Consider the following 22,675-nt stretch of genomic DNA (forward strand, 5'->3'; position numbering starts at 1 on the left):
TGTTTAGCATAATAAAAAGCTTGAGTCAAAAAGATTTCGACTCAAGCTTTTTTCTATAATGTGGAGTTAGAGTTATGCTCCTTTTCGTACAAGTTGTTCTTGTTTTGATGACTGATCAAACAAGTAATTCTTTACAGCGTTTGATGAGTGCTTTGCTTTTTTTACAAAGATCGGATTCAAGACAACTACTGTTGCAAAGTTAGCCATCAATCCCCAGAAACCTTCATAAATTCCAAGACTTGTACCTGTTGAATAGACTGTGAAGGTAACGACAAGTCCCACAATCAGGCCAATAATGGTAGCTTCTCTAGATTGATTTCTCCAAAACAAGCTGATAACGATTGCAGGGAAAATCTGAACCATCCCTGATACACCAAGCAATTGTAACGAAACGAGCGCTTGTGGAAATACAAGACCGAACAATAAGGCGAGTCCGATAACAACGAAAACCATGCCGCGGGTGATCATCGTTAGTTTCGGTCCTTTTACTTTTGGATTGATAAGGTCACGATAGATGTTGTTTGCAAATAGGTTTGATGCACCGATCGCCATGATAGAGCAGGGAATGAGTGATGCGAGTGCAATTGTAGAGTACGCTAATCCCTGACCGATTCCACCATAAGACGTTTGAATCAAAGCAAGAAGAGCAAACCTAGGATCCGTCCCATCTGGTAAAACAAGAAAAGCAATGAATCCAAGGAAAACAACAAGAATTAAAACGATATTATAAAGCGGCAGATACAGTGCATTTTTTCGAATGGCATCTGCACTTTTTGCTGTAAAAACGCCTGTTGCCGCATGTGCCCACATAAAAAGAGCAAGTGATGATACAAAAGCTGCTGTAATGAACCATGTAACACCTTTTGGCCCAGACTCTGGAATCGTTAAAAGGTGAGGAGCTTCCGTTACGATTTTATCAACCATAGGATTCCAGCCGCCAAAGTGCATGATTGGAAGAGACACAACCATGAACAACATGATTGCCCACACTAGAACATCTTTAATGATTGCCGTATAAGTCGGTCCTTTGATCCCACTGAAAAATGTATATAGTGCAACGAGCAAGAAAGAGGTGATCACGACCACTTTTACATTGATAAAGCCTGTCCCAGCAACCTGAAGCGTATCTTGAATACCACTCAGCTGGAGACAAATATACGGTATCAGCATAAGTACGCCGACGATGGCGATGAGTGAAGATAAAAGCTTAGAGTCAAAACGTTCGCGAGCATAGTCTGCTAGAGTGGTTAACTTATGCTCATTTGCCACTTTCCATAACTTCGGAAGGAAAAAATAAGAGATAAAATACGCCAGAACCGAGTAGGGAATCGCGAAAAATGCGAGACTTCCAGCTGTGTACGCAGTACTCGTTAAACCTAGGAACGTATAAGCTGTGTAAAGGTCTGCCCCGACTAGAAACCAGACAAGTAGGCCTCCAAAGCGTCTTCCACCAACAGACCACTCTTCAACAGAACTTCGGGTAGCTTTGTCCCTGCCGGCAAGAAAGCCGATCAGAACGACTGTTAAGATAATAAAAATAGTGATAGATAGTGCTGTAAGATTACCTTGCTGCATTTAATCCAGGCTCCCTTCTGATTTCTGAAGTTGATAGATTCCTAATGTGCAAAAAGGAGTTAGCACAATCCACAAAAACAACCAAAACTGAAGAAACGGTAGTCCGAAAATAATAGGATCGATCCTGTTTACGAATGGTAGAACGACCAGTTGTGCGATAAAAGGAGCGGAAATCAATACAATTAATAATAATTTCTTCATGCTGCATGTGTCCCTTCTGTGGTGTTTTTTGAAATATAATGTTCACAATCATAACAGCTAAAAAAGAGAGGGACAAGGGGAATTATATAAATTTTTAAAATATTTAATATTATTAGATAATGAAAGGGTTTTCAAGCTTTTATTCTACCAATCATTTCGCTCATGTTTACCTTCCATTTGTTCAACACCATCTGGCATGCTAAGACCGTTCTGCTTGATGTGGTCTGCATTCTTTACAAAATAGTGATACTTCCAACCCTTTTCGTTATGAAACTCTACTAAAAAGATATAAGGATTGTATTGCCGTCCGATGTTTTGTGTAATCTGCCACTTTTCATGAGGAAATTGCTTCTCTAGATATAGGGTGAGCTGTTGTTTTTTTACGGAAACGTGATAGTCGATCCAAAAGGGACGTATGATGAAAAATAGTAAAACGAGAGTTGTTATGATACTGGCTGTGTATAAGCCGGTTTTTCGTTTTGTTTTTGGTATTAAGAAAGCAATAATGAAAAGTGTGCTGATCAAAGTTACGGTGAACATAATTTCGATGACTGTAATCGGATGTAAATTCATGAATATATGCCTCCTCATCTGAAAATGGAGTTTAATACATAGTTTATTCTATATAGAGAGGCAAATTTCTTCTTACATAGCCCCCTATTTCTTTGCCAGCTGGATACGAACAGATGAATCCACCAAAATAGCTTCTGAATCCAGAAATATGCATGCTGCATCAAATCCACGAGTTTTCCATTCCACATTTTTAGTCTGCCAAGCTAAATTTGTCCATTCCAAATGGACGACACGTAAAAAAAGCCGCATCCATAAAAGGGAGCGGCTTTTTCCAACCTATCAAAACCATAAATATGGCTTTCCGACCATAAACCAAAGCATGATCATCAACAATCCAAGGTATATCCAAACGGCACGCTGCAGTTTCTGAGCTAGCGACGCTTTATCATGCGTTTCATCATCAAACTTACGAAGTGTAGGTGAAAAGGCGCGCGCTAAAAAGAAAAGCGAGCAGAACAATACGATTAGAGTCATAAGAATCCACGGTGTATCCCACGTCCATGGTCCGGTAAATACAAGTAATAAACCTGATAAGACTAGAACGTGACCAGCGTGTTTAGCGAGCCAAACGACAGACCGAAACGTGCCAATGTGAGCCTGCATCTCATCTCCTCTTGCCGTTCTCAGCTTTTTAATCAGTGGGAACAGAATAAAGAAAGGTCCGACAGAAATGATTACGCTTAAAATATGGATATACAAGATAACGCGATACCAAACTTCCATTTAGTTGCAAGTTAACCTTTAACAGGAGTGAATTCGTGAACCCATACTTGCATATGAGGAAGCCACGGCATACCTGGGTGGTACGAAAGGATAGAGTTCTTATACTCTTCAACTGTTGCAAAGCCTTCGTCTTGGGCATGTTGGTCGGTTAGTTCACCAAGGGATTGGCGGTAAACATTGTTCACTACGAACGAATGACCTTCTAACTCCATGATCTCCCCAATGTCTGCATAACGTCCGTTACGACGAGTAGCCGTTTTCTTACCTTCTAAAACTTTTGCAACATCAGCTGGCATCGTTACGAGTCTTTCAATCGTACAAGTTTTTGGTGGTAAATTGGTATTTTCATGATTTGTCATATGTAAAAACTCCTTTTTTCATTTCTCCAATTCCTAATGTATCACATTTTAAAAGAGAGTCTGTCTATTTTATCGGAAGAAAACGGTAAGAAGTGTCTTTGCTATGTGGAGTCAGTACCTTTATAATCAAGAGATGACTCTACCTGAGGGAGGCTAATTTAAGTTTTGATAGAAAAAGCAAAGCAAATGCTAAATTTGCATTACGGTTATTCTTCATTCCGGAACGGACAAGAGCAAGCGATACAATCGGTTTTAGCGGGTGACGATACACTTTGTGTCATGCCTACAGGTGGCGGGAAATCGATCTGTTACCAAATACCTGCACTTGTTTTTGAAGGAACAACAATTGTTATTTCTCCTTTAATTTCATTAATGAAAGATCAGGTTGATACATTATTGCAGTTAGGTATTTCCGCAGCCTTCATCAATTCTTCACTTACAGCAGCAGAGGCTAGAGAACGAATTGAAAAGGCGAAAAGCGGTGAGTATAAACTTTTATATATTGCACCAGAACGCCTTGAATCTTATGACTTTATGGATCACTTGCGACAGATTGATATCCCTTTGATTGCAGTAGATGAAGCACACTGTATCTCGCAATGGGGTCACGATTTCAGACCGAGCTACCAACGTATTCAAAGAATGATAGGGAATCTTTCAAAACGTCCTGTTGTACTAGCGTTAACGGCAACTGCTACACCACGCGTGCGCCAGGACATCTGCTGGTCGCTTGATATTAATGAGAACAAGACGGTATTAACGGGATTTGAGCGCGAAAACTTATCCTTTTCCGTGATTAAGGGACAAGATCGTCTTTCTTACTTAAAAGATTTTCTCAAAAAGAACGAGAAAGAAGCGGGAATCATATACGCAGCAACACGTAAGACGGTGGATCAGCTATATGAGACACTCCAAAAAAGCGGCATCAACGTTTCACGGTACCATGCAGGGATGAATGACAACGAGCGCATGGAACAACAAGAACAATTTCTTCAAGATGAATCATCCGTTATGGTGGCTACTTCTGCGTTTGGTATGGGTATCGATAAATCGAATATTAGATATGTTATCCATTTTCAGTTACCCAAAAACATGGAGAGTTATTATCAAGAAGCGGGTCGTGCAGGCCGTGATGGACTTCCAAGTGAATGTATCCTGCTGTATTCCTCTCAAGATGTCCAGGTACAGCGTTTTCTGATCGATCAGTCTAGTGAACAGGATCGTATGGCGCAAGAGCTTGAGAAGCTTCAACTCATGGTGGACTATTGCTACACAGAAAGCTGTTTGCAGCAATCAATCGTCCGCTATTTTAGTGATGAAGAAATACCACCTTGCGGACGATGCGGCAACTGTACAGATAATCGTGATAGCATCAATGTGACTAGAGAAGCGCAGATCGTGTTGTCCTGTATTGTGCGAATGGGGCAGAAGCGTTTCGGAAAGACATTGATCGCACAAGTACTGACCGGCTCCAAAAATAAAAAAGTGTTAGAGATGCGATTTAATAAGCTGCCAACTTACGGCATGCTGAAAGATAAAAGCACGAAAGAAATAACAGACCTCATTGAGTTTTTTATCTCACAAGAGATCATCGCCGTCGAGCATGGTACGTACCCAACTCTTTATATTAAAGAAAAAGGGAAAGATATCTTGCTCGGAAAAGAACAGATCATGCGTAAAGAAGCGGTCGTAACTAAACAAGTGGCTGCAGATGACCCGTTATTCGAAGAGCTTCGAATCGTACGTAAGACAATAGCTGAACAAGAGAACGTTCCACCGTTCGTTATTTTCGCAGACACCGCGTTAAAAGATATGTGCGTGAAACTGCCTGAGTCAAGAACTGAATTTTTGAGTGTGACGGGTGTGGGTCAGAATAAGTTAGAGAAGTATGGAGAGACGTTTATCTCTGCTATTTCAAATTATTTAACTGAACACCCTGAGCGAAGAGAAAGTGCGGATCAGAGCACAGTCGCAAAAGCACCTGCTAAAAAGACAACGCCTGATTCTCATCTTGAAACATATACTCTCTATAAAGAGAAGATGTCAGTCGATGAAATCGCTGAGCATCGGAAACTAGCACTAAGTACGGTCGAGAATCACCTTATTCAATGCATGCAAGAAGGAATGGATGTTCAGATGGAGGGTCTCATTCCAGATGAATATGTCACAAAGATTGAAGATGCCATTCAACAAGCTGGCGGAGAAAAGTTAAAGCCGATCAAAGAATTACTTCCTGAAGAAGTAAGTTACTTTATGATTAAAGTTTACTTGCTGCAAAACGAAAACAAGAAACGGGTGACAAGATGAAGAAGAATGTCCGATTAAAAGTAAAACCATCTTATGTAAAAGGGTTAAAAACAGGCTTCCCATTGATTACAGAAGATGCTGTTCAAAATATAAGCAACGTAAAAGAAGAAGGAACGATCATTGAACTTTTTGATGAAAAGAATGTGTTCCTCGGTAAGGGATATTACGGTAAACAAAACAAAGGACGTGGGTGGGTGCTCACGCAAAATTCACAAGAACTCATCGATCAAGCATTTTTTGAAAAGAAAATTAAAAAAGCGATCAACCATCGACAAGATCTTTTTAACAATTATGAAACGACAGCTTTCCGCGTTTTTAACGGTGAGGGAGACGGAATCGGTGGATTGACAATCGACCACTATAACGGCTACTACGTTCTAACTTGGTATAGTGAAGGCATCTACTCTTTTAAGGATGAAGTGATCGCTTCTCTTAAAGAGCTTGTTAAAGTAAAAGGCATCTACGAGAAGAAGCGTTTTGCTGTAAAAGGAAAATATATTGATGATGACGATTTTGTTGAAGGTGAACAAGCGCCGAGTCCCCTGATCGTACGAGAGAATGGAATCCACTTTGCCGTTTATCTGAATGATGGTGCGATGGTCGGTGTGTTCTTAGATCAACGTGATGTTCGAAAAACGATTCGTGATCAATATGCGAAAGGGAAAACGGTTCTTAACACGTTCTCTTACACAGGAGCGTTTTCAGTTGCGGCCGCTCTTGGTGGTGCTCTGAAAACGACAAGTGTTGACTTAGCGAATAGAAGCCGAAGCAAGACGCAAGAGCAATTTAGTGTGAACGGTCTGAACTATGAGGACCACGACATCATCGTAGAAGATGTGTTCAACTATTTTAAATATGCTGTTCGAAAAGAGCTCTCGTTTGACCTAGTAATCTTAGATCCTCCGAGTTTTGCGCGTTCTAAGAAACATACGTTCAGTGCTGGGAAAGATTATCCGGGACTGTTAGCACAAGCGATCCAGATTACAGAAAGAAACGGCGTAATCGTAGCTTCTTCTAACTGCTCAACATTTGGGATGAAAAAGTTCAAAGAGATGATAGCGTCAGCTTTTAAACAAACAGGCGGAACGTATAACATTTTGGAAGAGTTTAAGCTTCCACAAGATTTTAAAACTCACAAAGAGTTCAAAGAGGGTAACTATTTAAAAGTAGTGTTCATTGAAAAATTAAGCTAACCGGCGAAAGGGGATCTTCATGTCGATGAATAACGAACGCCGTATTTTAATTATGACTTCTGTTCCTGCTGAAAAAGAGGCAATCTTAAAAGGAATTGGCCAAACGACTTCAATTGATGTCGTATTAGCTGGAGTTGGTCCGATCTCAGCGGGTATTCAAACCACAAAAGCTTTATTAACGAAAGACTATGACGTTGTAATCAACATGGGGATTGCTGGTGGTTTTCAGGATAAAGCAGCTGTTGGAACATTAGTCATTGCAGATGAGATGATCTCAGGAGATCTTGGAGCAGAATCTCCTGAAGGATTCATCACTTTGGATGAGCTTGGTTTTGGTGCTTCAACGCGCATAAAAGCAGACAGCGAACTGGTCATGCACTGTTTAACGTCATTAAAGCTCGCAGGAATTCCTGTTCAACTCGGTCACGTACTCACACTGTCAACTGTGACAGGAACTGCTGAAACTACGAAGAGTCTTCAGGATCGTGAGCCTGATGCTGTAGCAGAAGCGATGGAAGGCTATGGCGTAGCGCTAGCGGCACAAGAATTTGGAAAGCCCGTGCTTGAAATACGTTCCATATCAAACCCGATCGGTCCGCGAGATCGTTCTGCTTGGCGTATGAAGGAAGCGTTCGATACACTAGAGAGAGCTAGTAAAGTTATCGCGGAGGTTTTGTTATGAGTAAAATGAGTATTGCGTTTTCGCCTTGTCCCAATGACACGTTTGTTTTTCATACATTGGTTCATGGCCTTGTTCCTGGTGCTCCGGAATTTGATGTTACATATGCAGATATTGATATTACAAACGGATTAGCTGCTGAGTCAGATGAACTTGATATATTGAAAATCTCATACGCAGCGCTTCCTTATGTTTTGGACAAATATGCTCTACTTCCATGCGGGGGTGCACTCGGTCGTGGATGTGGTCCGTTAGTTCTTGTGAATGAGCCAGGTGATGTTACACCAGACATGCTATCTGGAGCAAAAGTGGCTGTTCCGAGTGAACGCTCTACCGCTTACATGCTGTTTCGTTTATGGGCGGCTCAAAATGTACCAGGCGGGGTAGGCGAGATTATCGTTATGCCGTTTAATGAGATCATGCCTGCTGTAAAAGACGGCAAGATTGATGCCGGTCTTGTCATCCATGAAGCACGCTTTACGTATCAAAATTACGGATTGAATCTGTTAGCTGATATGGGTAACTGGTGGGAAGAAGATACAGGTCTGCCCATTCCACTAGGAGCGATCATCGCGCGCCGTTCACTAGATTTAGAGTCTATTACAGGGTGGATTCGTGAATCAGTAGAGTATGCATGGCGTAATCCTGAGGCATCTAGAGATTATGTGATGCAGCACGCGAGTGAGCTCTCAGAGGACGTTGCGAAATCTCATATCGATCTGTACGTGAATGATTTTACCGCTGACCTTGGTGAAAAAGGGTTCGAGGCCATAACGACTCTATTGAACCGTGCGGGAGAAGAAGGCATCGTGCCGAAGAAGGATTATACGAAACTATTGAAGAGTTAAGAATGGACAAATTAATTCTTAGATTGGACAGATTATCAAGTGAATCGGACAGATTAAAGTGAACATTGGACAGATTAACTACTAGATTGGACAGATTACCTAATAAAACCTGCATAATGTAGAATTAACCACTCTCCACATCGGCGCATACCTTATAACGAGAAGAAAAACTGTTATAAGGAGGCGCAATATGTCTAATACAAACGTATTAACACTCATTGGGGCTTTGTTAGCTGGTTATTTTCTACTTGCACTTCCACTAGGCGGTACGTTTTTAGCCGCATTCGGTCCAGCTGTTAAAATTATTGCAATTTTAACTGTTCTCGTATTTGGAGCGGTTTTGATTTATAAAGGGCTCAAAGAAATTTTAAGAAAATAGACATGAAGAAACCCGCTGTAATTTAAGCGGGTTTCCTTGTTTTTATTTAGGAAGCAAACCACGAAGCTCTTCTGTCATCTGATCTAAAAGTTCAGGACGTCCATGAAATTGAGCAGGTGTGTTTTGAAAAAGTTTAATGAACCATTTACCCTCAACTCTAACGGCAATTACCGTATGATGTGTGTTCAACTCTTGAGATAATTCCTTTTTTCCTACTGGTACCATGCCAGCATCATCGCTTAAGAAAGAAACGTTCTTCACTTTTGCGTAATAAGGTGGAGTCGGGAAGCTGCTGAAAATGGGCTCGAGATGAGCATGAATCTCTTCAGGACCGAATGCCTGGCTTCCATCATATCCAACCATCTCACCATCTTCGGTAAAATGGTCAGCCATAGCACGTGAATTCCGCTCGTTCCACGCTTGTAAAAAGCCGAAATATAGATTCTCTACAGCTTTTGTATGTTCTGTATCCTTCACTAAATCTGTCCTCCATATGTAAGATTGTCTTATGACCATCATAACAAAACAGCCACCATCCTCAAAATAGTGGCTGCTCCAAACCTTATTTTTGTTGTTGTGCAGCGGTTAATTTTTCGATTTCTTGATCAATCTTCTTATGGATTTTGTCGATCTTTGAAAAATTCATCGCAGCTATATAGATCTTTTCTAAATCATCATGCTTACTTTTTGCATCTGCTAGATAACCGATAGCTTCTTTCATCTTTTTTGAATAGCGGCCGCTGATTTCTTTTAAATTATCAAAGAATTTTTCATCCGTTCCTTTTTTAATCGTCTTTTCATACATATCTATGACGGAGTCACCTTCACGTTCTGGAAAATACTCATGAGGTGCTGTGCTATCAAAAATCGCGAACCCGAGCTCTCTAACGATCACCATATCTAAACTGTTCGGATCAAACCCACAATGATAAATTTCAACATCATAGCCTGAAGCCTCCGCATTTGCGGCCAACTTTTTTAGCAGTGTTGATTTTCCTGAGCCAGGTCTTCCCTTAATGAAGAATCTTTTTTCTAGACCTTCTGTTAAGTTCGGCACAAAGTCCACCGCACCTTTTGGGGTAGCTGCGCCTAGAAAACGGTGATAAACATTCGCGGCTTTATTTACTTTTTTAGAAAAAAATTGATGCATCAGTTCATCTGTAATTTCATTAGCTTTTTCATAATTCATATTCATTATATAGATTTCTTCCCATTCATCATGGATGAGGAGGGCTTCATGGAACGTCGCATATGCTTTCTGATAATCAGCAGAAATGGAATCTGTAATCTTTAAAATTTCCGCTTTTTTGTTCGTAAGTTTTTTAGAATCCCACGCTTCACCTAAATTCACGTATTCCTCAATCGCCCCAGGGGCTTTTGGTTCAATAACATGTGGAGAAGTGCCATCTACAATTCCGATTCCGAGTTCTCTGATGATAACACCATCAATCGAACCGTTGTCTGAAGCGCAATGAATGTATTCGATATCATAGCCTTCATTGTTCCACTTTTCCCCGACCGCTTTCATAAGTGTCGACTTACCAGTGCCAGGTCCGCCTTTTAAAATATAAAGGCGATCAAGACCACTAAGATTTGATGTAAATAAGTTGTGAAACCCTCTAGCCGTATTGCCGCCAGCATAATAATTTAGAATTTTTCCAGTCAAGGTTCAAAACACTCCTCTTTTTTGTAGTTGTGTTTCTACATGCATGTTATGTAGGGATGATGGAATAGGTGATAGCCTAAAAAAACACATTTATTATTTAAATTGTTGAAATATGATGAAATAAAAAGAAATTTTACGAATGAAGGAGCATGGTTTAAAAAAGAGGAATAAATACACCCTAAATCACATAATATTGATTATTCTGAATATTTAAATAAAATTTAGAATGAGTTAATATGTAGTTAACAAAGAAACACTACTTCAAATAAAGGAAGGCGTGATTCCAATGAAATAAGTAAGCAAAGCATATCAAATCACATCCAGTTAGAGATCGGCCAGTGAAAACTGATTTCGAGATGTGTGGGTATGTGGGAACGCGCAAATACACATAACGAAAGAGGATGATTCCAATGACGTATGTGAGCGAAGCATGCTAAGATCGTGTTGCAGATGGAAATAGCCGGTGAAAACTATTTTCGCAGCATGTGGGCGTGTGGGAATTTACCAGAAGTAGAGGAAAAATAAGATCTAATGCAAGGCAATTGATTGAACGAACAATTAATTGAAGTCTAGTTAGGGACAATAACTAGCATTTGTGTATTAGTAAGAAAGGAAAGAACGTTTAAGTGAATAAAGTGAGTTTAAGTTAAAGGCGCTGTTTATGTGATGTATACATATTCAGCGTCTTTGTTTTGTTGTATCCTAAATTTGATTAATCAACTCCATATAGAGTTTTTATATATACGCCTCAAGTCTTAGAACACATTACTTCTTAAAGCCATGGTTATTTTAGGAAGGTTTCGATAAGGTAATAATAGAAACATAGTATAGATGAACTTTTTTAATTAAAACGAAACTCAGAAACCGATACATCCGTATGAATAGTAAAGAGTTTATGTCAGGAGTCGATTACAATGAACGGATTTTTAGCTTTTTTTATCCGCATGTTTGTTGCTATCCCAGCTTCAGTAGGAGTATGGCTGGCAAGTATTATCGGGTATGACCAGACCTACCTTTTGTCGTCAGGCATTGCAGTAGCTGGAGGGGCTGCCGCATACACAGCAACAGGACTTCTTCAAAAGCAGAGATTCCTCAGTGAACATCACTTATCTAGAAGAGAGTATAAATACATTAGAAAAAACTTAGACGAAGCAAAACCTAAGATCTATAGACTGCAAAAAGCCATGTTTTCAGTCCGTGACCTGCCAACCTTAAAACAAAGAGCGGATCTGGTTCGAGTAGTCAGAAAGATCCAGAGTTTAACACAAAAAGAACCAAGACGCTTTTATCAAGCAGAACAATTCTATTTTTCTCATTTAGATTCAGCTGTTGAGCTTACCGAGAAATATATGTTTCTTTCCTCGCAGCCAAGAAAATCAAAAGAATTAACGCAATCGTTGGTAGAAACGAAAAGAACACTCGATGAACTGATCGATCAGATCGAAAAGGATTTATACCAAGTGCTGTCAAATGATATAGATGACCTACATTATGAGATCGATGTAGCGAAGTACTCCATTAATTCGCATAAAGACTCCCAATCCATAAAAAAGGCAGGAGATATAAATGAAAGAAAATAATGCACCCCTTAACCATTCGGATGAACCGACAAACCTGATGGATGACTTGTTGGCTAACCCCTTTGGCGACCAGCAAGAACCTACTGTGCCTTCGAATGAAAACAAACAGGTACGATTAATAGATGTTCTTCCAGAAGAAAGTAAAGAAAAAGCGTATCAGCTGGCGAAGCAGATCGATCCGACGAATCACCAGACGATGATCACGTATGGAGCACCAGCACAGGCGAAGCTTCATTCTTTTTCGAACACCATGCTTGATCATGTGAAAAAGAAAGACACAGGGCAGATCGGTGAGATCATTGGAGATCTGATGAGAAAGCTTCAAGATGTCAATCCTGAAGAATTAAAGTCAAACAAACCTACATTGATCGGCCGCATGTTCGGAAAGATCTCAGGCTCTGTTCAGGAGGTTCTATCGAAATATCAAAAAACAGGAGCTCAGATTGATCGTATTTCGGTAAAGCTAGACGGCAGCAAGAATGTTCTTATGTCTGATATCGTCATGCTTGAAAAATTATACGAAAACAATAAAGAGTACTTTCAAGCCTTGAACGTATATATCGCAGCAGGAGAAGTAAAGTTAGATGAGCTAAACCAAATTACGATTCCTGAGATGAGAAGAGTGGCGGAACAGACGAACGACCAGATGAAGTTTCAAGAAGTAAATGACATGGTCCAGTTTGCTGATCGACTAGATAAGCGTGTTCATGACTTAAAACTGAGTCGTGAGATAACGATTCAAAGTGCACCACAAATTCGACTTATTCAAAACACGAATCAAGCGCTTGTTGAAAAAATTCAGTCGTCCATCATGACGGCTATTCCATTATGGAAGAACCAAGTCGCTATTGCACTAACGTTGATCAGACAGCGGAATGCGGTAGAAGCTCAAAAACAAGTTTCCAAAACGACGAACGAGCTTTTACTAAAAAATGCAGAGATGCTAAAAACAAATACGATTGAAACCGCAAAAGAAAACGAACGCGGCTTGATCGATATTGAAACGTTAAAGAAAACACAAGAAAATCTTCTTTCAACGCTTGAAGAAACACTGCGTATTCAAGAAGAAGGACGAGTTAAACGACGTCTTGCAGAAGAAGAGCTAGCTACGATGGAAATCGGATTGAGGCAGAAGCTGCTTGAAATTAAAGGTGAATAAAATAAAAGAAGGATTTTCCTCTTGGTTTGAGGCAAATCCTTCTTTTTTTATGGTAACCCATCGGTAACTTAAGAAGCTTTGACTTCCAACTCATCTACTGGTGAACGTTTATGGCTGAAGCTTCCTAAAACCATTCCGACTGCGGTGCCTACCAAAGCTGGAAGAATCCATTGTAATCCCATGGATGATAAAGGGAGGATATCTTTTACCACTTGAACAGGACCTAGATCTACTCCGAATGCAACCAAGCCGTCCATCATCGCAAATACACCTGTAAATAGCACTGCACTTCCATACACTTTTTTTGAATTTTTGAAGAATCGGTTAAAAAACGTAAGTACAACCAATACGATTGTTAATGGATAGGCTGTAACTAAAAACGGCACTGAAACTTTAAGAATTTGGTTCAGTCCAAGGTTTGATAGAGTGAAACTTACGAGTGTAACGAGTAAGACAACGGTTTTATAGCTGACACTTGGCATTAATTTTGAAAAGTACTGTCCACACGCTGTAGTTAGGCCAACAACTGTAGTAAAGCAGGCTAATGTGAAAATAAAACCAAGTAGAGCTGTTCCGCTTTTACCTAACAAAAGAGTGGAGGCTTCTGCAAGAATGTCTGTTCCATTTTCAAAAGAACCTGTTGCAGCCATCTTACCGCCGATTAATCCTAAGCTGACATAAACGAGTGTTAGTAATGTTCCTGCAATCAGACCTGCTTTTAGTGTGTAGTTTGTTAATTGCTTTCGATCTTGAACGCCTTTTTGTTGAATCGCTGTAAGAATGACGATACCAAAAGCGAGAGCAGCAAGAGCATCCATTGTGTTGTATCCTTCAATGAAACCTGTTGAAAAGGCTCCAGATTGATAGTTAGCTGATGGCGATTGAAGTGGAGCATCAAGTTTGAAAAATCCTACAGCGCAAAGCACAACCATTGATAAGAGCAAGGTTGGAGTAATCCAGCGTCCCATATATTTCTCCATTTTCGATGGATTCAAGCTGACCGCATAAACGAGCGCGAAAAATGTAATTGTAAATAATAAGAGAATGAGTGCTGCGTTTGAATCAGTGTTCAAGAATGGTTTAATTCCCATCTCATAAGCCACGTTTGCATTTCTCGGGATGGCTAGAAATGGTCCGATACTTAAATAGATAACGACCATAAAGACCGTACTGAAAATGGGATGAACACGATTGCCGATCGTTTGAACGCCTCCTTTTACGAGGGAAACGGCAAATAATACAGCAAAAGGAAGCCCAACTCCAGTTAGAATAAATCCAGTCATCGCAAACCAGTATGAGGATCCTGCTTCAGCCCCCAAGAATGGAGGGAAAATAAGATTTCCTGCTCCAAAAAACATTGAAAATAACATTAGTCCAATAAAAACGGTGTCCATCTTTCTCATAAGAAATCTCTCCTTTTATTGTATTAAAAACATAAAAAAACCCGCCCCTATAGAAGGGACGAGTTATCGCTCGCGTTACCACCCTAATTCCGCAGCTTGTAAAAAGCTTACGGCACTCAGTCAACGTACAAACATACGTGTTCCCTTGTAACGGCGGACGGCCCGTCAAAGCTTACATTTCAGCTTTGCATCTCGGAGATGATTTTCGGATAAGCACTGAACATCGGCTTTCACCTAGCGCCGATTCTCTGGGGAACAGTAATCAAATCTTACTCTTTCTCGTCATTGATTTTAATATTAATTGTAAATTTAACATCATGAAATGGGGAAGTCAACTATAAATTCTGAAAAAACCGAAAAATGAAATCGATTTGTGCTATTTCCGTCTGTCCCAAAAATAAACAAAATCACCTAATCAGAAATCTCGATGTGAGCAAAATACGGTTTATAAAAGAAGCCCCATAACAACAGTGTTTTGATAAGTACCTTTAATGTAATTATCCAGCTTTAACAAACCTTCCTCCTCAAAACCCAACTTTTTATATAGCTCGATCGCTTTAGCGTTATTCTCATTAGTAACCAGGCTGATCTTTTTCGTAATGCCATTTAGACGTGCCCACTCCAAAAGTTCATTCATTAAAACTTTTCCCAATCCCAAGCCAGTGTATGTTTCGGAAACTACAATACCGAGGGTTCCGACATGTTTGGTTCTTTCTTTTTGTGAAGAGTTAATTGTTGCAATTCCAATAATCTTTGAATCTATTTCGGCAATCAGCATGATGGAATTTAATTCTTTGGAAGTTGTGGTGATGTAATCTTTATATTCCAAAAGATCTCGTTTAAATTCGTTAGCCCCAAAGGATAAAAAATCACTTTCACCTCCAACAACATTATAAAAATCAATCATGTTTTGAGCATCGTCGGTAGTGACTTTTCGTATATTAACATTCAAGTTATTTTTTAAGTTTACGTTCCTCATCATTTCAGCTTCTTTCTGTTCATTTATCTAAGACAAATATAACTTATCATTCTATTCAAAGTACAAGCTAAAAATTCATGATTTTTTGATTAAATTTTTTAACAAAGTAGTAATGCATCTCCTACACCCTCGCATAGAATATGAGGATTTGTTATTTCACTAAAGAATAGGAGAGAAGGAATGAAAACGAAAAAAATACTGATTGCATTACTGATGTTTGGTTTCATGTTCTTACTTGTTCAACCAGCAAAGGCAGCAGCTTCATCATTTATCGTCATAAATAAGTCAACAAACCAGCTTGCGTATTTTGAGAATAATAAACTATCAAAGGTATTTAAAGTAGCAACAGGTAAACTGCCGTCCTATACGCCAGAGGGTAAGTTTAAAATTGTAAACAAGATTACAAATCGGCCTTATTATACTGGAAATATCCCAGGGGGAGATCCGCGAAATCCATTAGGAATCAGATGGCTTGGATTAAACGCGAATGGAACATGGGGCACGACATATGCCATCCACGGAAACAATAATGCAAGTTCTATAGGTAAGTATGTAAGTGCAGGCTGTATCCGTATGTACAACTACGAGGTGCAGTGGTTATATGCTAGGATTGCTGTTAACACTCCTGTAGTGATAACAACTTCAGGTAAGTCATTCCCTGCTCTAGCAGCAGCGAATGGCTATAAGGTAACAAACAGTTCTACGGTACCTGTATTCTCAGTCGTTAACCTGAAAAAGGGTAGCCGTGGAGCGGAAGTCATGGAACTTCAACGCAGGCTAACGAATCTAGGCTACAGTACAAAAGGAGTCGACGGTGTATTCGGAGCCAATACGGATGCCGCTGTTCGCAAATTTCAAAAAGCTAAGAAGCTCACAGTTGATGGTGTAGTAGGTCCAGCGACAAAGAAAGCACTTGGCATGTTTTAAACACAGAAATCAGCCTTAAATAAAAATGGCTGATTTTTTTTATTTGTTAAAACTTTTTTCACTTTCCAAGGTCTAATATATAGGTAGGGTCAGGAGGCTAGAAATTGGAAACAGAACAGTTAGTGAAGAAAGCGATAAAAGGAAACGACGAGGCGTTTTTACAATTGATTCAAACGTATAAAGTCGATTTATATAAGACAGCTCTATCTTTTTTGCGCAATGAAGAAGAAGCCCTCGAGGCTATGCAAGAAGTAACGTATCGTGCTTATAAAAACATAAAAAAGTTAAAAAACGAGATCTTTTTCAAAACATGGTTGATCCGCATTATGATCAACTATTGTAATGATCAGTTGAAACACAAAAAGCGAGTCGTCATGAATGATGAAATGTTGAATTCGTTAGGGGTTTCAGAGAACCACACACAATTGGAACTGAAGGACGCGATGTTAGATTTAGACGATAGGTCACGTGAAATCCTTACGTTAAAATACTTTAATGACGTAAAGATAAAAGATATAGCAACCATCATGCAGTGTCCAGAAGGAACGGTTAAAACGTGGCTGAATAAAGCGTTACGAGCATTAAGAGAAAAGTTAGAGGAGAAAGGAGGTAATCTACATGTTTGAAAGAGAGAAAGAACAACTGAACAATTTAAAGAAAGAGTATGAAAATATACCAATTTCAATAGAATCTATTGACCAGGCGATATCAACTGGTTTTCAAAAGGCAAAAACAGAAGAGCGGAAATCTAGAATGAAGAAGAGAAGTGCTTTTGGTTTTATAGCGGCGGCTCTTTTACTCATTGGATTATTTTCTTCTATTAAGAATTCACCGGCTTTAGCTAATTACATTTCTGAAATACCAGGCATGGAAAAAATAGTGAGTATGATTCGTGATGATAAAGGAAGAATGGCAGCAGTTGAAAAAAAATATTATCAAAAACAAGGCGTATCAGATGAAAAAGATGGGTTGAAAGTTACTATCGATGGAACGATTGCTGATGAGATGGGCATGGTGCTTTTTTATTCGATTGAATCCAAAGAAAAAATAAAAGAGGTTATGTTTAATGATGTAAAGATTAGAGCAAAAGACGGAACCGCACTGGATGAAGCATATAATTCATTCGGAGATGTCCATTCATCAGATAAAGGAGAGACCAAGTTTAGCGGCGAAATTGAATATTTCTTTGAAGTTCCTATTGAAGCAAAAGAATATATCGTAGACCTCAAAATAAAGGATATGAATTTTACAATCAATTTAAAACTTAATGAATTTAAGAAGAAAAAAGAATATGCAATCCAACAACCGATGGATTTAGAAGGTCAGAAGATCAATATTGAGAAGGTAACTATCTATCCATTACGAGCTGTCGTTAAGTTAAAGATGAATGACGAAAATAAAAAATACATCCTGCAACTTGATGACCTACGATTAGTTGATGAAAACAATGAAGTGTGGGGGAATATAGCAAATGGTATAACAGGGTCAGGTGATAAAGACACTGAGCGAGAAGTTTATTTGCAAAGTAACTATTTTAAAGAACCAAAAGAATTGTATCTAGTCTTAAATAGTGCTCAAGCCATAGATAAAGCGAATGCAGTCATTGTGGTGGATACAGAAAAAATGAAGATTCTAAAACAGCCTAATGGAAACAAGTTAAGAAATCTAAGGAAAGAAGATGGGCAGCTCGTCTTTGATCTGCATACGAAAAAACCTTTCCGTTCGGCAATCTTTAGCACAATAACTGATGCACAAGGTAAAGAAATTGAAGTGAGCTCACAGTCCATGGGTACTGAAGAAGAAAAAGGCACAACCCGACTAGGAATAGAGCTACCTCCAATAGATCGCTCACAAAATCCTCTAACTATAGACTTAAGTTTTTATCCTGAGTGGATTAAGGGTAACGAGAAAATCAGAATTAAATAGTCTGTGAAGGTGGTCCTTGCAATAAAGGGCTATCTTTTTGCTTAAATCCCTACAACCCTCTATAATGCTAGTTAAATGAGGTGAACGTGATGAGACTAGAACATACCGGAATTGCAGTAAGACGAATAGACGAAGCAATCGAATTTTATACGAATGTACTAGGCGGAAAGCTGACTGAACGATATACGAGTGAGAAGCCTGGGGTAGAGACACATATTGCCGTAATTGAGCTTGAAAACCAGGTGATTGAACTTCTTGAACCTACGAGCAAAACCTCTCCGATCGAGCGGTTCATCCGGCAGAAGGGAAAGGGTGTGCATCACCTGGCTTATGAAGTGGATGATCTTCTTCAAACGATTGATGACTTTGAAGCTAGAGGGTATACCTTTTTAAAAGATACGTATCGAACAAATCCTTTTGGCAGAAGGTTGATTTATATGAATCCTGCGCATTCACAAGGACAGATTATTGAGCTGTGTGATTATCCGGATAAGAAGGAGGAGAGCTGACTTGTTAAAAGTTAGTTCTCTTTTTTTTTGCCTTTCCAAGCCCATAAATTTTCTTTACAATAAATTATAAGAATATTCTGTGAAGGGTGAAGATATGAAGTGGACAGGTAATCTTGCACATTTTCCATATCCGTTTAAAGGTTCAACGTATCGTTATTCCAACAATTCCATCCCCATGAAACATTCTTTTTGCATAGAGGTTACCCCGAGTTACAAAAAAGAGATGCTATTAAAGCGAAGACTATTGAGTGATCACCCAGAACGTTGTTATCAATCGTTGCCACATTCTATTACAGGGCAGTGGGAGATTGTTGAGCTCGTGATCGATCATTTAGTTTCACAATACCCACAGGATTTTTCAGTAGAAAAAGAGAATACTAGTTGGATTTTTTTCAATAACATATTGGACGAAAAGATGGAATTTATTTTTGGAGATGAAAACTCTCTTCCAAGTGAACCGTTGTTCTTTATTAGTCAGCATGTGCAAGAAGATCTCATTTACATGAGACAGCGAGACGATAATCTGTATTTAGATGCAGGACAGCTTTGTTTTCCTGCTAACTGGTCTCTCGCTTTTAACATAGGAATGAAATTTAAAAAAATTCATCATCCTATCCCAGGATTTAAGGAAGAGGGGCTAGATCAACGAATTCTACAGTTTCTCATGAGGCTTGAAGCAGGAACACCTTGGGAACGTTTGAATTGGTCGCTTATGGCAGGTGATCGACTTGATACGTCGCTTGAAACCTTTGATCGGTGGGGACGTCTCCGTAAACAGGTCACAAGTGAGAACGCAGGTGAGCTTGTTCATATTCGCGTAGAGGTGCAGAAGTTATTCAGACTGCCACGAACGAATAGCATTCTTTTTTCCATTCACACACATTTGCTGCCTCTGGAACAACTAGTAACAAAAATAGAATGGCTGCAGCAATTTTACGAAATCCTATCTGAACTTCCTGCCCATATTATCGAGTACAAAGGAATCTCTACCTATAAAAAATCTGTGTTAGAGTACTTAGAGAAACACCTTCAACAGGTGAAGACGTTATGAGGATAGATCCGGTTTTCATTGAAGGAAAAAGAAAATATATCTTTTGTTCAGATGAGCATGGATTAAGAGTTTTAAGTAGTGTGTTCGAACACGTGAAGAAAGAAAAGTCGGCTTATGAGTGGTATCATTTTTCTGCTGAAAAAAGGGAGTTGCTAGAAGAATTTCTAAGTAAGCAAAAGATGGGAACCTTTCTTTATGTGGTGTTACCTTATTCTGAACTTCATATCGTACAAACGATTGCCGCCCATATCGGTTTTTCGAGTGATGAGGCACAATTTATAGAATATAGTGAGAAGTGGATAAGTATATTCTGTTGCCGTTGTCATGAACTGAACAGAGCAGAAGAGCAACAAACTGAATTAACTTGCCATCAATGTGAATTAAAGCTTGAAGTGTCAGATCACTATTCTGAATTACACCATGCATTTTTAGGCTATCCAGCTAAAAGTTAGGAGGAAGTCTATTTGTCTATTGAACCTACTTTATTTGTACGGGTTTCATCTATAGAAACTATAACAAAGCAGGTTAAGAAGTTTACGCTGGCTCCAGAAACGGGAAAGAAACTTCCAAGATTTAGTGGGGGTGCGCATGTTTCTACTTACCTAAAAACGCCGTCAGGACTTATTGTAAGACAATATTCTCTAGTAAGTCATCCAGACAATCGTACCAATTATGAAATTGCTGTTCGATTAAGTGAGAAATCTAAAGGTGGTTCACTCCACTGGCATCAGGGGATGAAAGTCGGAGATCGACTTCAAATAAGTTACCCGAAGAATCATTTTTCTCTTAGCTTTAAAGCGAGACATCACGTGTTTTACGCGGCGGGAATCGGAATTACCCCATTTCTTTCTATGATGCAGGACCTTTCCGTTCAGAATCAAACCTTTGAACTTCATTACGCCTCTAAATCTGAGGAGAGCTGTGCTTTTTATCCATCCATAAAAAAACACTACCCTAATCAAAGCCACTTTTACTTTTCCGATCAACAACAACGTTTGCAAACCACCTCCTTAGAAAATCATCCAATCGGAACGCATGTTTATTTTTGTGGACCTGAAGGGTTTATTGAACAGTTTAGGACAGCAGCAATAGAATGGGGCTATCCACATTCATCTGTACATTTTGAACGATTTAGTCCGCCAAAGCCTAAAGTGTTAAAAGCGTTTCAAGTTATGATTCACAATGGTGTTACGATAAACGTATCTAAAACGGAAACGATATTAGAAGCCCTCCATAAACATGGCATCATTGCTCCTTACTCCTGCCAAATTGGTCGGTGTGGTACTTGTGAACTTTCTGTATTAAAAGGGGAAGTTGATCATTATGATTCATTTCTTATTGATGAACAAAAAGAAGCAAATAATTGTTTAATTCCGTGTGTTTCACGTGCGAAATCAGATAAACTAGTCATTGAGATTAAATACTATAGGAGGTAGCAATGGAGGTTAACGGTAAAAAAGGTAAATATACGAGTAGATTGAGCCAGGCGGGAAAAGAGACCACTATCCATTTAACGGTATTTCTCTCCTTCTTTTTAATCATTTGTTTGTATTTTGTAATTAGTTTTTTAAAAGAAGATCCTGTTGTTTCGTTTGTAATGCTTGTACCAGTTGTCATATTAACAGCACTCATAGTTTTTATTATTAAGGAGACAAAGACTCGAACCAGTATTGTTAGTGATTCTGAGCTTACTGACACAGGGTATATGACAACTTTTATCGACACCAATACGCTAAAATCATTAAAAGTAGAAATTCTATATTCAGATATGGAAAAGTGTTTACTCTCCCCTCATTCCATCATTCGCCCGTCTGCAATAGAATCGTTTGAAACGACTTACAATAAGCATATAACCTTTAATGTTTTGTTTCGAACGACTAAGGGCAAGTTGGAGGTTATGAAATTTACGCATCATAATGAAGAGGAGATACATCTATGGCTTAGAACTTTGAGGGAAAAGGACATTCCCCTTGAAATCACGGATTATGATTTAAGGTATGTAGCTCCAAAAGACTATCTTAGTGTTGTTATGGATGGGGTAGATAGAAGACCTTATTTTTATAGATATTCTATAGAGGATTTAAATATAGGGATTACTAGGGAAAAGCCTAATGATTATACTTTACCAGAAACAAAGGAAAAGCTGGTTTCCAATCAATTGGTAAAGATTAAAATTCCTAAATTGTTAATCTATAGTATTCAATTTCTAGCGATGATACTTTTTATTTATTTCTTTCACAATGAATTAACGTCAGATGAAATGTTAAATAAATCAGCACTTATTTACTTTTATCCGAGTTTTGCATTACTTTTCTCTATTTATATTTACATGATTTCTCATATCAATGTTAAGCATTGTTTGCAATATGCATTGGTTACAATCTTTTCATGGGTTGTTGCAACTTATACAGTAGATGGTCTAATAAATAAAGTCTCTGATAAGTTCGCAACTGCTTTATCTTCTGAGATTGTTTTTTTTATTCTGATATCACCACTCATTACTCTTTTTCCTATAGTAATTAGAGAACTTAAACCCGCCGTCTATCATGATAAACACCGAAAAGATATTGAAGAGATGAATAAATTGAAAGAAAAAAAAGCTAAATCTTATTAAAAGTGCTTCACAAGGTGTATAATT

At 38.9% G+C, this 22,675-nt stretch carries 24 protein-coding genes and 1 other annotated feature; of the genes, 15 read left to right on the plus strand and 9 right to left on the minus strand.

The window, feature by feature from the left end:
- Window positions 1-72: 72 nt before the first annotated feature.
- From ACOZ9X_RS15850 to ACOZ9X_RS15870, 5 genes are all read right to left on the minus strand, one after another.
- Window positions 73-1,575: a sodium:solute symporter family protein gene (locus ACOZ9X_RS15850; RefSeq protein ID WP_423419049.1), complete on the minus strand. Its 1,503-nt coding sequence runs from the start codon at window positions 1,573-1,575 to the stop codon at window positions 73-75.
- Entirely contained in the window at window positions 1,576-1,776 is a 201-nt protein-coding gene (locus ACOZ9X_RS15855; RefSeq protein WP_137791444.1) for a DUF3311 domain-containing protein, read from the minus strand.
- Window positions 1,777-1,920: 144 nt separating this feature from the next.
- Window positions 1,921-2,349, minus strand: coding sequence for a hypothetical protein (locus ACOZ9X_RS15860; protein ID WP_423419050.1), 429 nt, complete (start codon window positions 2,347-2,349; stop codon window positions 1,921-1,923).
- A gap of 279 nt (window positions 2,350-2,628) precedes the next feature.
- Entirely contained in the window at window positions 2,629-3,072 is a 444-nt protein-coding gene (locus ACOZ9X_RS15865) for a hypothetical protein (protein WP_423419051.1), read from the minus strand.
- 11 nt (window positions 3,073-3,083) lie between these two features.
- Window positions 3,084-3,431, minus strand: coding sequence for an ASCH domain-containing protein (locus ACOZ9X_RS15870; RefSeq protein WP_423419052.1), 348 nt, complete (start codon window positions 3,429-3,431; stop codon window positions 3,084-3,086).
- Between the two features lie 165 nt (window positions 3,432-3,596).
- Between ACOZ9X_RS15870 and recQ the strand changes: the two genes are divergently transcribed.
- The 5 genes from recQ to ACOZ9X_RS15895 all read left to right on the plus strand — a co-directional run bounded on the left by recQ (window position 3,597) and on the right by ACOZ9X_RS15895 (window position 8,837).
- On the plus strand, window positions 3,597-5,738 hold the full coding sequence (recQ, locus tag ACOZ9X_RS15875; RefSeq protein WP_423419053.1) for a DNA helicase RecQ: 2,142 nt from the start codon (window positions 3,597-3,599) through the stop codon (window positions 5,736-5,738).
- Window positions 5,735-6,931: a class I SAM-dependent rRNA methyltransferase gene (locus ACOZ9X_RS15880; protein ID WP_423419054.1), complete on the plus strand. Its 1,197-nt coding sequence runs from the start codon at window positions 5,735-5,737 to the stop codon at window positions 6,929-6,931. The genes recQ and ACOZ9X_RS15880 overlap by 4 nt, the downstream gene beginning before the upstream one ends.
- A 19-nt stretch (window positions 6,932-6,950) precedes the next feature.
- Window positions 6,951-7,613, plus strand: a complete 663-nt coding sequence (locus ACOZ9X_RS15885) for a futalosine hydrolase (protein ID WP_423419055.1) — start codon at window positions 6,951-6,953, stop codon at window positions 7,611-7,613.
- 5 nt (window positions 7,614-7,618) lie between these two features.
- Window positions 7,619-8,458, plus strand: a complete 840-nt coding sequence (locus ACOZ9X_RS15890) for a 1,4-dihydroxy-6-naphthoate synthase (RefSeq protein WP_423419193.1) — start codon at window positions 7,619-7,621, stop codon at window positions 8,456-8,458.
- A gap of 190 nt (window positions 8,459-8,648) precedes the next feature.
- Entirely contained in the window at window positions 8,649-8,837 is a 189-nt protein-coding gene (locus ACOZ9X_RS15895) for a hypothetical protein (RefSeq protein ID WP_066390930.1), read from the plus strand.
- A 42-nt stretch (window positions 8,838-8,879) separates the two neighbouring features.
- Here ACOZ9X_RS15895 and ACOZ9X_RS15900 read toward each other — a convergent pair whose 3' ends face one another.
- Both ACOZ9X_RS15900 and ACOZ9X_RS15905 read right to left on the minus strand, forming a co-directional pair.
- Entirely contained in the window at window positions 8,880-9,314 is a 435-nt protein-coding gene (locus ACOZ9X_RS15900) for an SgcJ/EcaC family oxidoreductase (RefSeq protein ID WP_423419056.1), read from the minus strand.
- Window positions 9,315-9,399: 85 nt separating this feature from the next.
- Window positions 9,400-10,503, minus strand: a complete 1,104-nt coding sequence (locus ACOZ9X_RS15905) for a PRK06851 family protein (protein WP_423419057.1) — start codon at window positions 10,501-10,503, stop codon at window positions 9,400-9,402.
- A gap of 914 nt (window positions 10,504-11,417) precedes the next feature.
- Between ACOZ9X_RS15905 and ACOZ9X_RS15910 the strand changes: the two genes are divergently transcribed.
- Window positions 11,418-12,083 carry a 5-bromo-4-chloroindolyl phosphate hydrolysis family protein gene (locus ACOZ9X_RS15910; RefSeq protein ID WP_423419058.1) on the plus strand — a complete coding sequence of 222 codons (666 nt, stop codon included), beginning with the start codon at window positions 11,418-11,420 and terminating at the stop codon, window positions 12,081-12,083.
- Window positions 12,070-13,242, plus strand: coding sequence for a toxic anion resistance protein (locus tag ACOZ9X_RS15915; protein ID WP_423419059.1), 1,173 nt, complete (start codon window positions 12,070-12,072; stop codon window positions 13,240-13,242). Before ACOZ9X_RS15910 ends, ACOZ9X_RS15915 begins: the two co-directional genes overlap by 14 nt.
- A gap of 68 nt (window positions 13,243-13,310) precedes the next feature.
- Here ACOZ9X_RS15915 and brnQ read toward each other — a convergent pair whose 3' ends face one another.
- On the minus strand, window positions 13,311-14,645 hold the full coding sequence (brnQ, locus tag ACOZ9X_RS15920) for a branched-chain amino acid transport system II carrier protein (RefSeq protein ID WP_423419060.1): 1,335 nt from the start codon (window positions 14,643-14,645) through the stop codon (window positions 13,311-13,313).
- 51 nt (window positions 14,646-14,696) lie between these two features.
- Window positions 14,697-14,940: a binding site (T-box leader), on the minus strand.
- A 150-nt stretch (window positions 14,941-15,090) separates the two neighbouring features.
- Window positions 15,091-15,627 (minus strand): GNAT family N-acetyltransferase, encoded by a 537-nt coding sequence (locus tag ACOZ9X_RS15925; RefSeq protein WP_423419061.1) that lies wholly within the window; start codon window positions 15,625-15,627, stop codon window positions 15,091-15,093.
- Window positions 15,628-15,804: 177 nt separating this feature from the next.
- On the opposite strand from ACOZ9X_RS15925, the gene ACOZ9X_RS15930 reads away from it, so the two are divergent.
- The 8 genes from ACOZ9X_RS15930 (at window position 15,805) to ACOZ9X_RS15965 (ending at window position 22,651) form a co-directional block, all read left to right on the plus strand.
- Window positions 15,805-16,551 (plus strand): L,D-transpeptidase family protein, encoded by a 747-nt coding sequence (locus tag ACOZ9X_RS15930; RefSeq protein ID WP_423419062.1) that lies wholly within the window; start codon window positions 15,805-15,807, stop codon window positions 16,549-16,551.
- A gap of 104 nt (window positions 16,552-16,655) precedes the next feature.
- Entirely contained in the window at window positions 16,656-17,177 is a 522-nt protein-coding gene (locus tag ACOZ9X_RS15935; protein WP_423419063.1) for a sigma-70 family RNA polymerase sigma factor, read from the plus strand.
- Complete coding sequence (locus tag ACOZ9X_RS15940; RefSeq protein WP_423419064.1) at window positions 17,170-18,477, plus strand: DUF4179 domain-containing protein; 1,308 nt, start codon at window positions 17,170-17,172, stop codon at window positions 18,475-18,477. The genes ACOZ9X_RS15935 and ACOZ9X_RS15940 overlap by 8 nt, the downstream gene beginning before the upstream one ends.
- 89 nt (window positions 18,478-18,566) lie before the next feature.
- On the plus strand, window positions 18,567-18,986 hold the full coding sequence (locus ACOZ9X_RS15945) for a VOC family protein (RefSeq protein WP_423419065.1): 420 nt from the start codon (window positions 18,567-18,569) through the stop codon (window positions 18,984-18,986).
- Between the two features lie 94 nt (window positions 18,987-19,080).
- Complete coding sequence (locus ACOZ9X_RS15950) at window positions 19,081-20,037, plus strand: heme-dependent oxidative N-demethylase family protein (RefSeq protein ID WP_423419066.1); 957 nt, start codon at window positions 19,081-19,083, stop codon at window positions 20,035-20,037.
- The gene (locus ACOZ9X_RS15955) at window positions 20,034-20,489 is read left to right on the plus strand and encodes a dimethylamine monooxygenase subunit DmmA family protein (RefSeq protein WP_423419067.1); all 456 of its coding nucleotides are present in this window, start codon (window positions 20,034-20,036) and stop codon (window positions 20,487-20,489) included. The genes ACOZ9X_RS15950 and ACOZ9X_RS15955 overlap by 4 nt, the downstream gene beginning before the upstream one ends.
- 12 nt (window positions 20,490-20,501) lie before the next feature.
- Window positions 20,502-21,473 carry a PDR/VanB family oxidoreductase gene (locus tag ACOZ9X_RS15960; protein WP_423419068.1) on the plus strand — a complete coding sequence of 324 codons (972 nt, stop codon included), beginning with the start codon at window positions 20,502-20,504 and terminating at the stop codon, window positions 21,471-21,473.
- Between the two features lie 2 nt (window positions 21,474-21,475).
- Window positions 21,476-22,651: a hypothetical protein gene (locus ACOZ9X_RS15965; protein WP_423419069.1), complete on the plus strand. Its 1,176-nt coding sequence runs from the start codon at window positions 21,476-21,478 to the stop codon at window positions 22,649-22,651.
- Window positions 22,652-22,675: the final 24 nt, after the last annotated feature.

It is taken from the genome of Fictibacillus nanhaiensis (assembly GCF_049537595.1).
Classification (GTDB): Bacteria; Bacillota; Bacilli; order Bacillales; family Fictibacillaceae; genus Fictibacillus; species Fictibacillus nanhaiensis_F.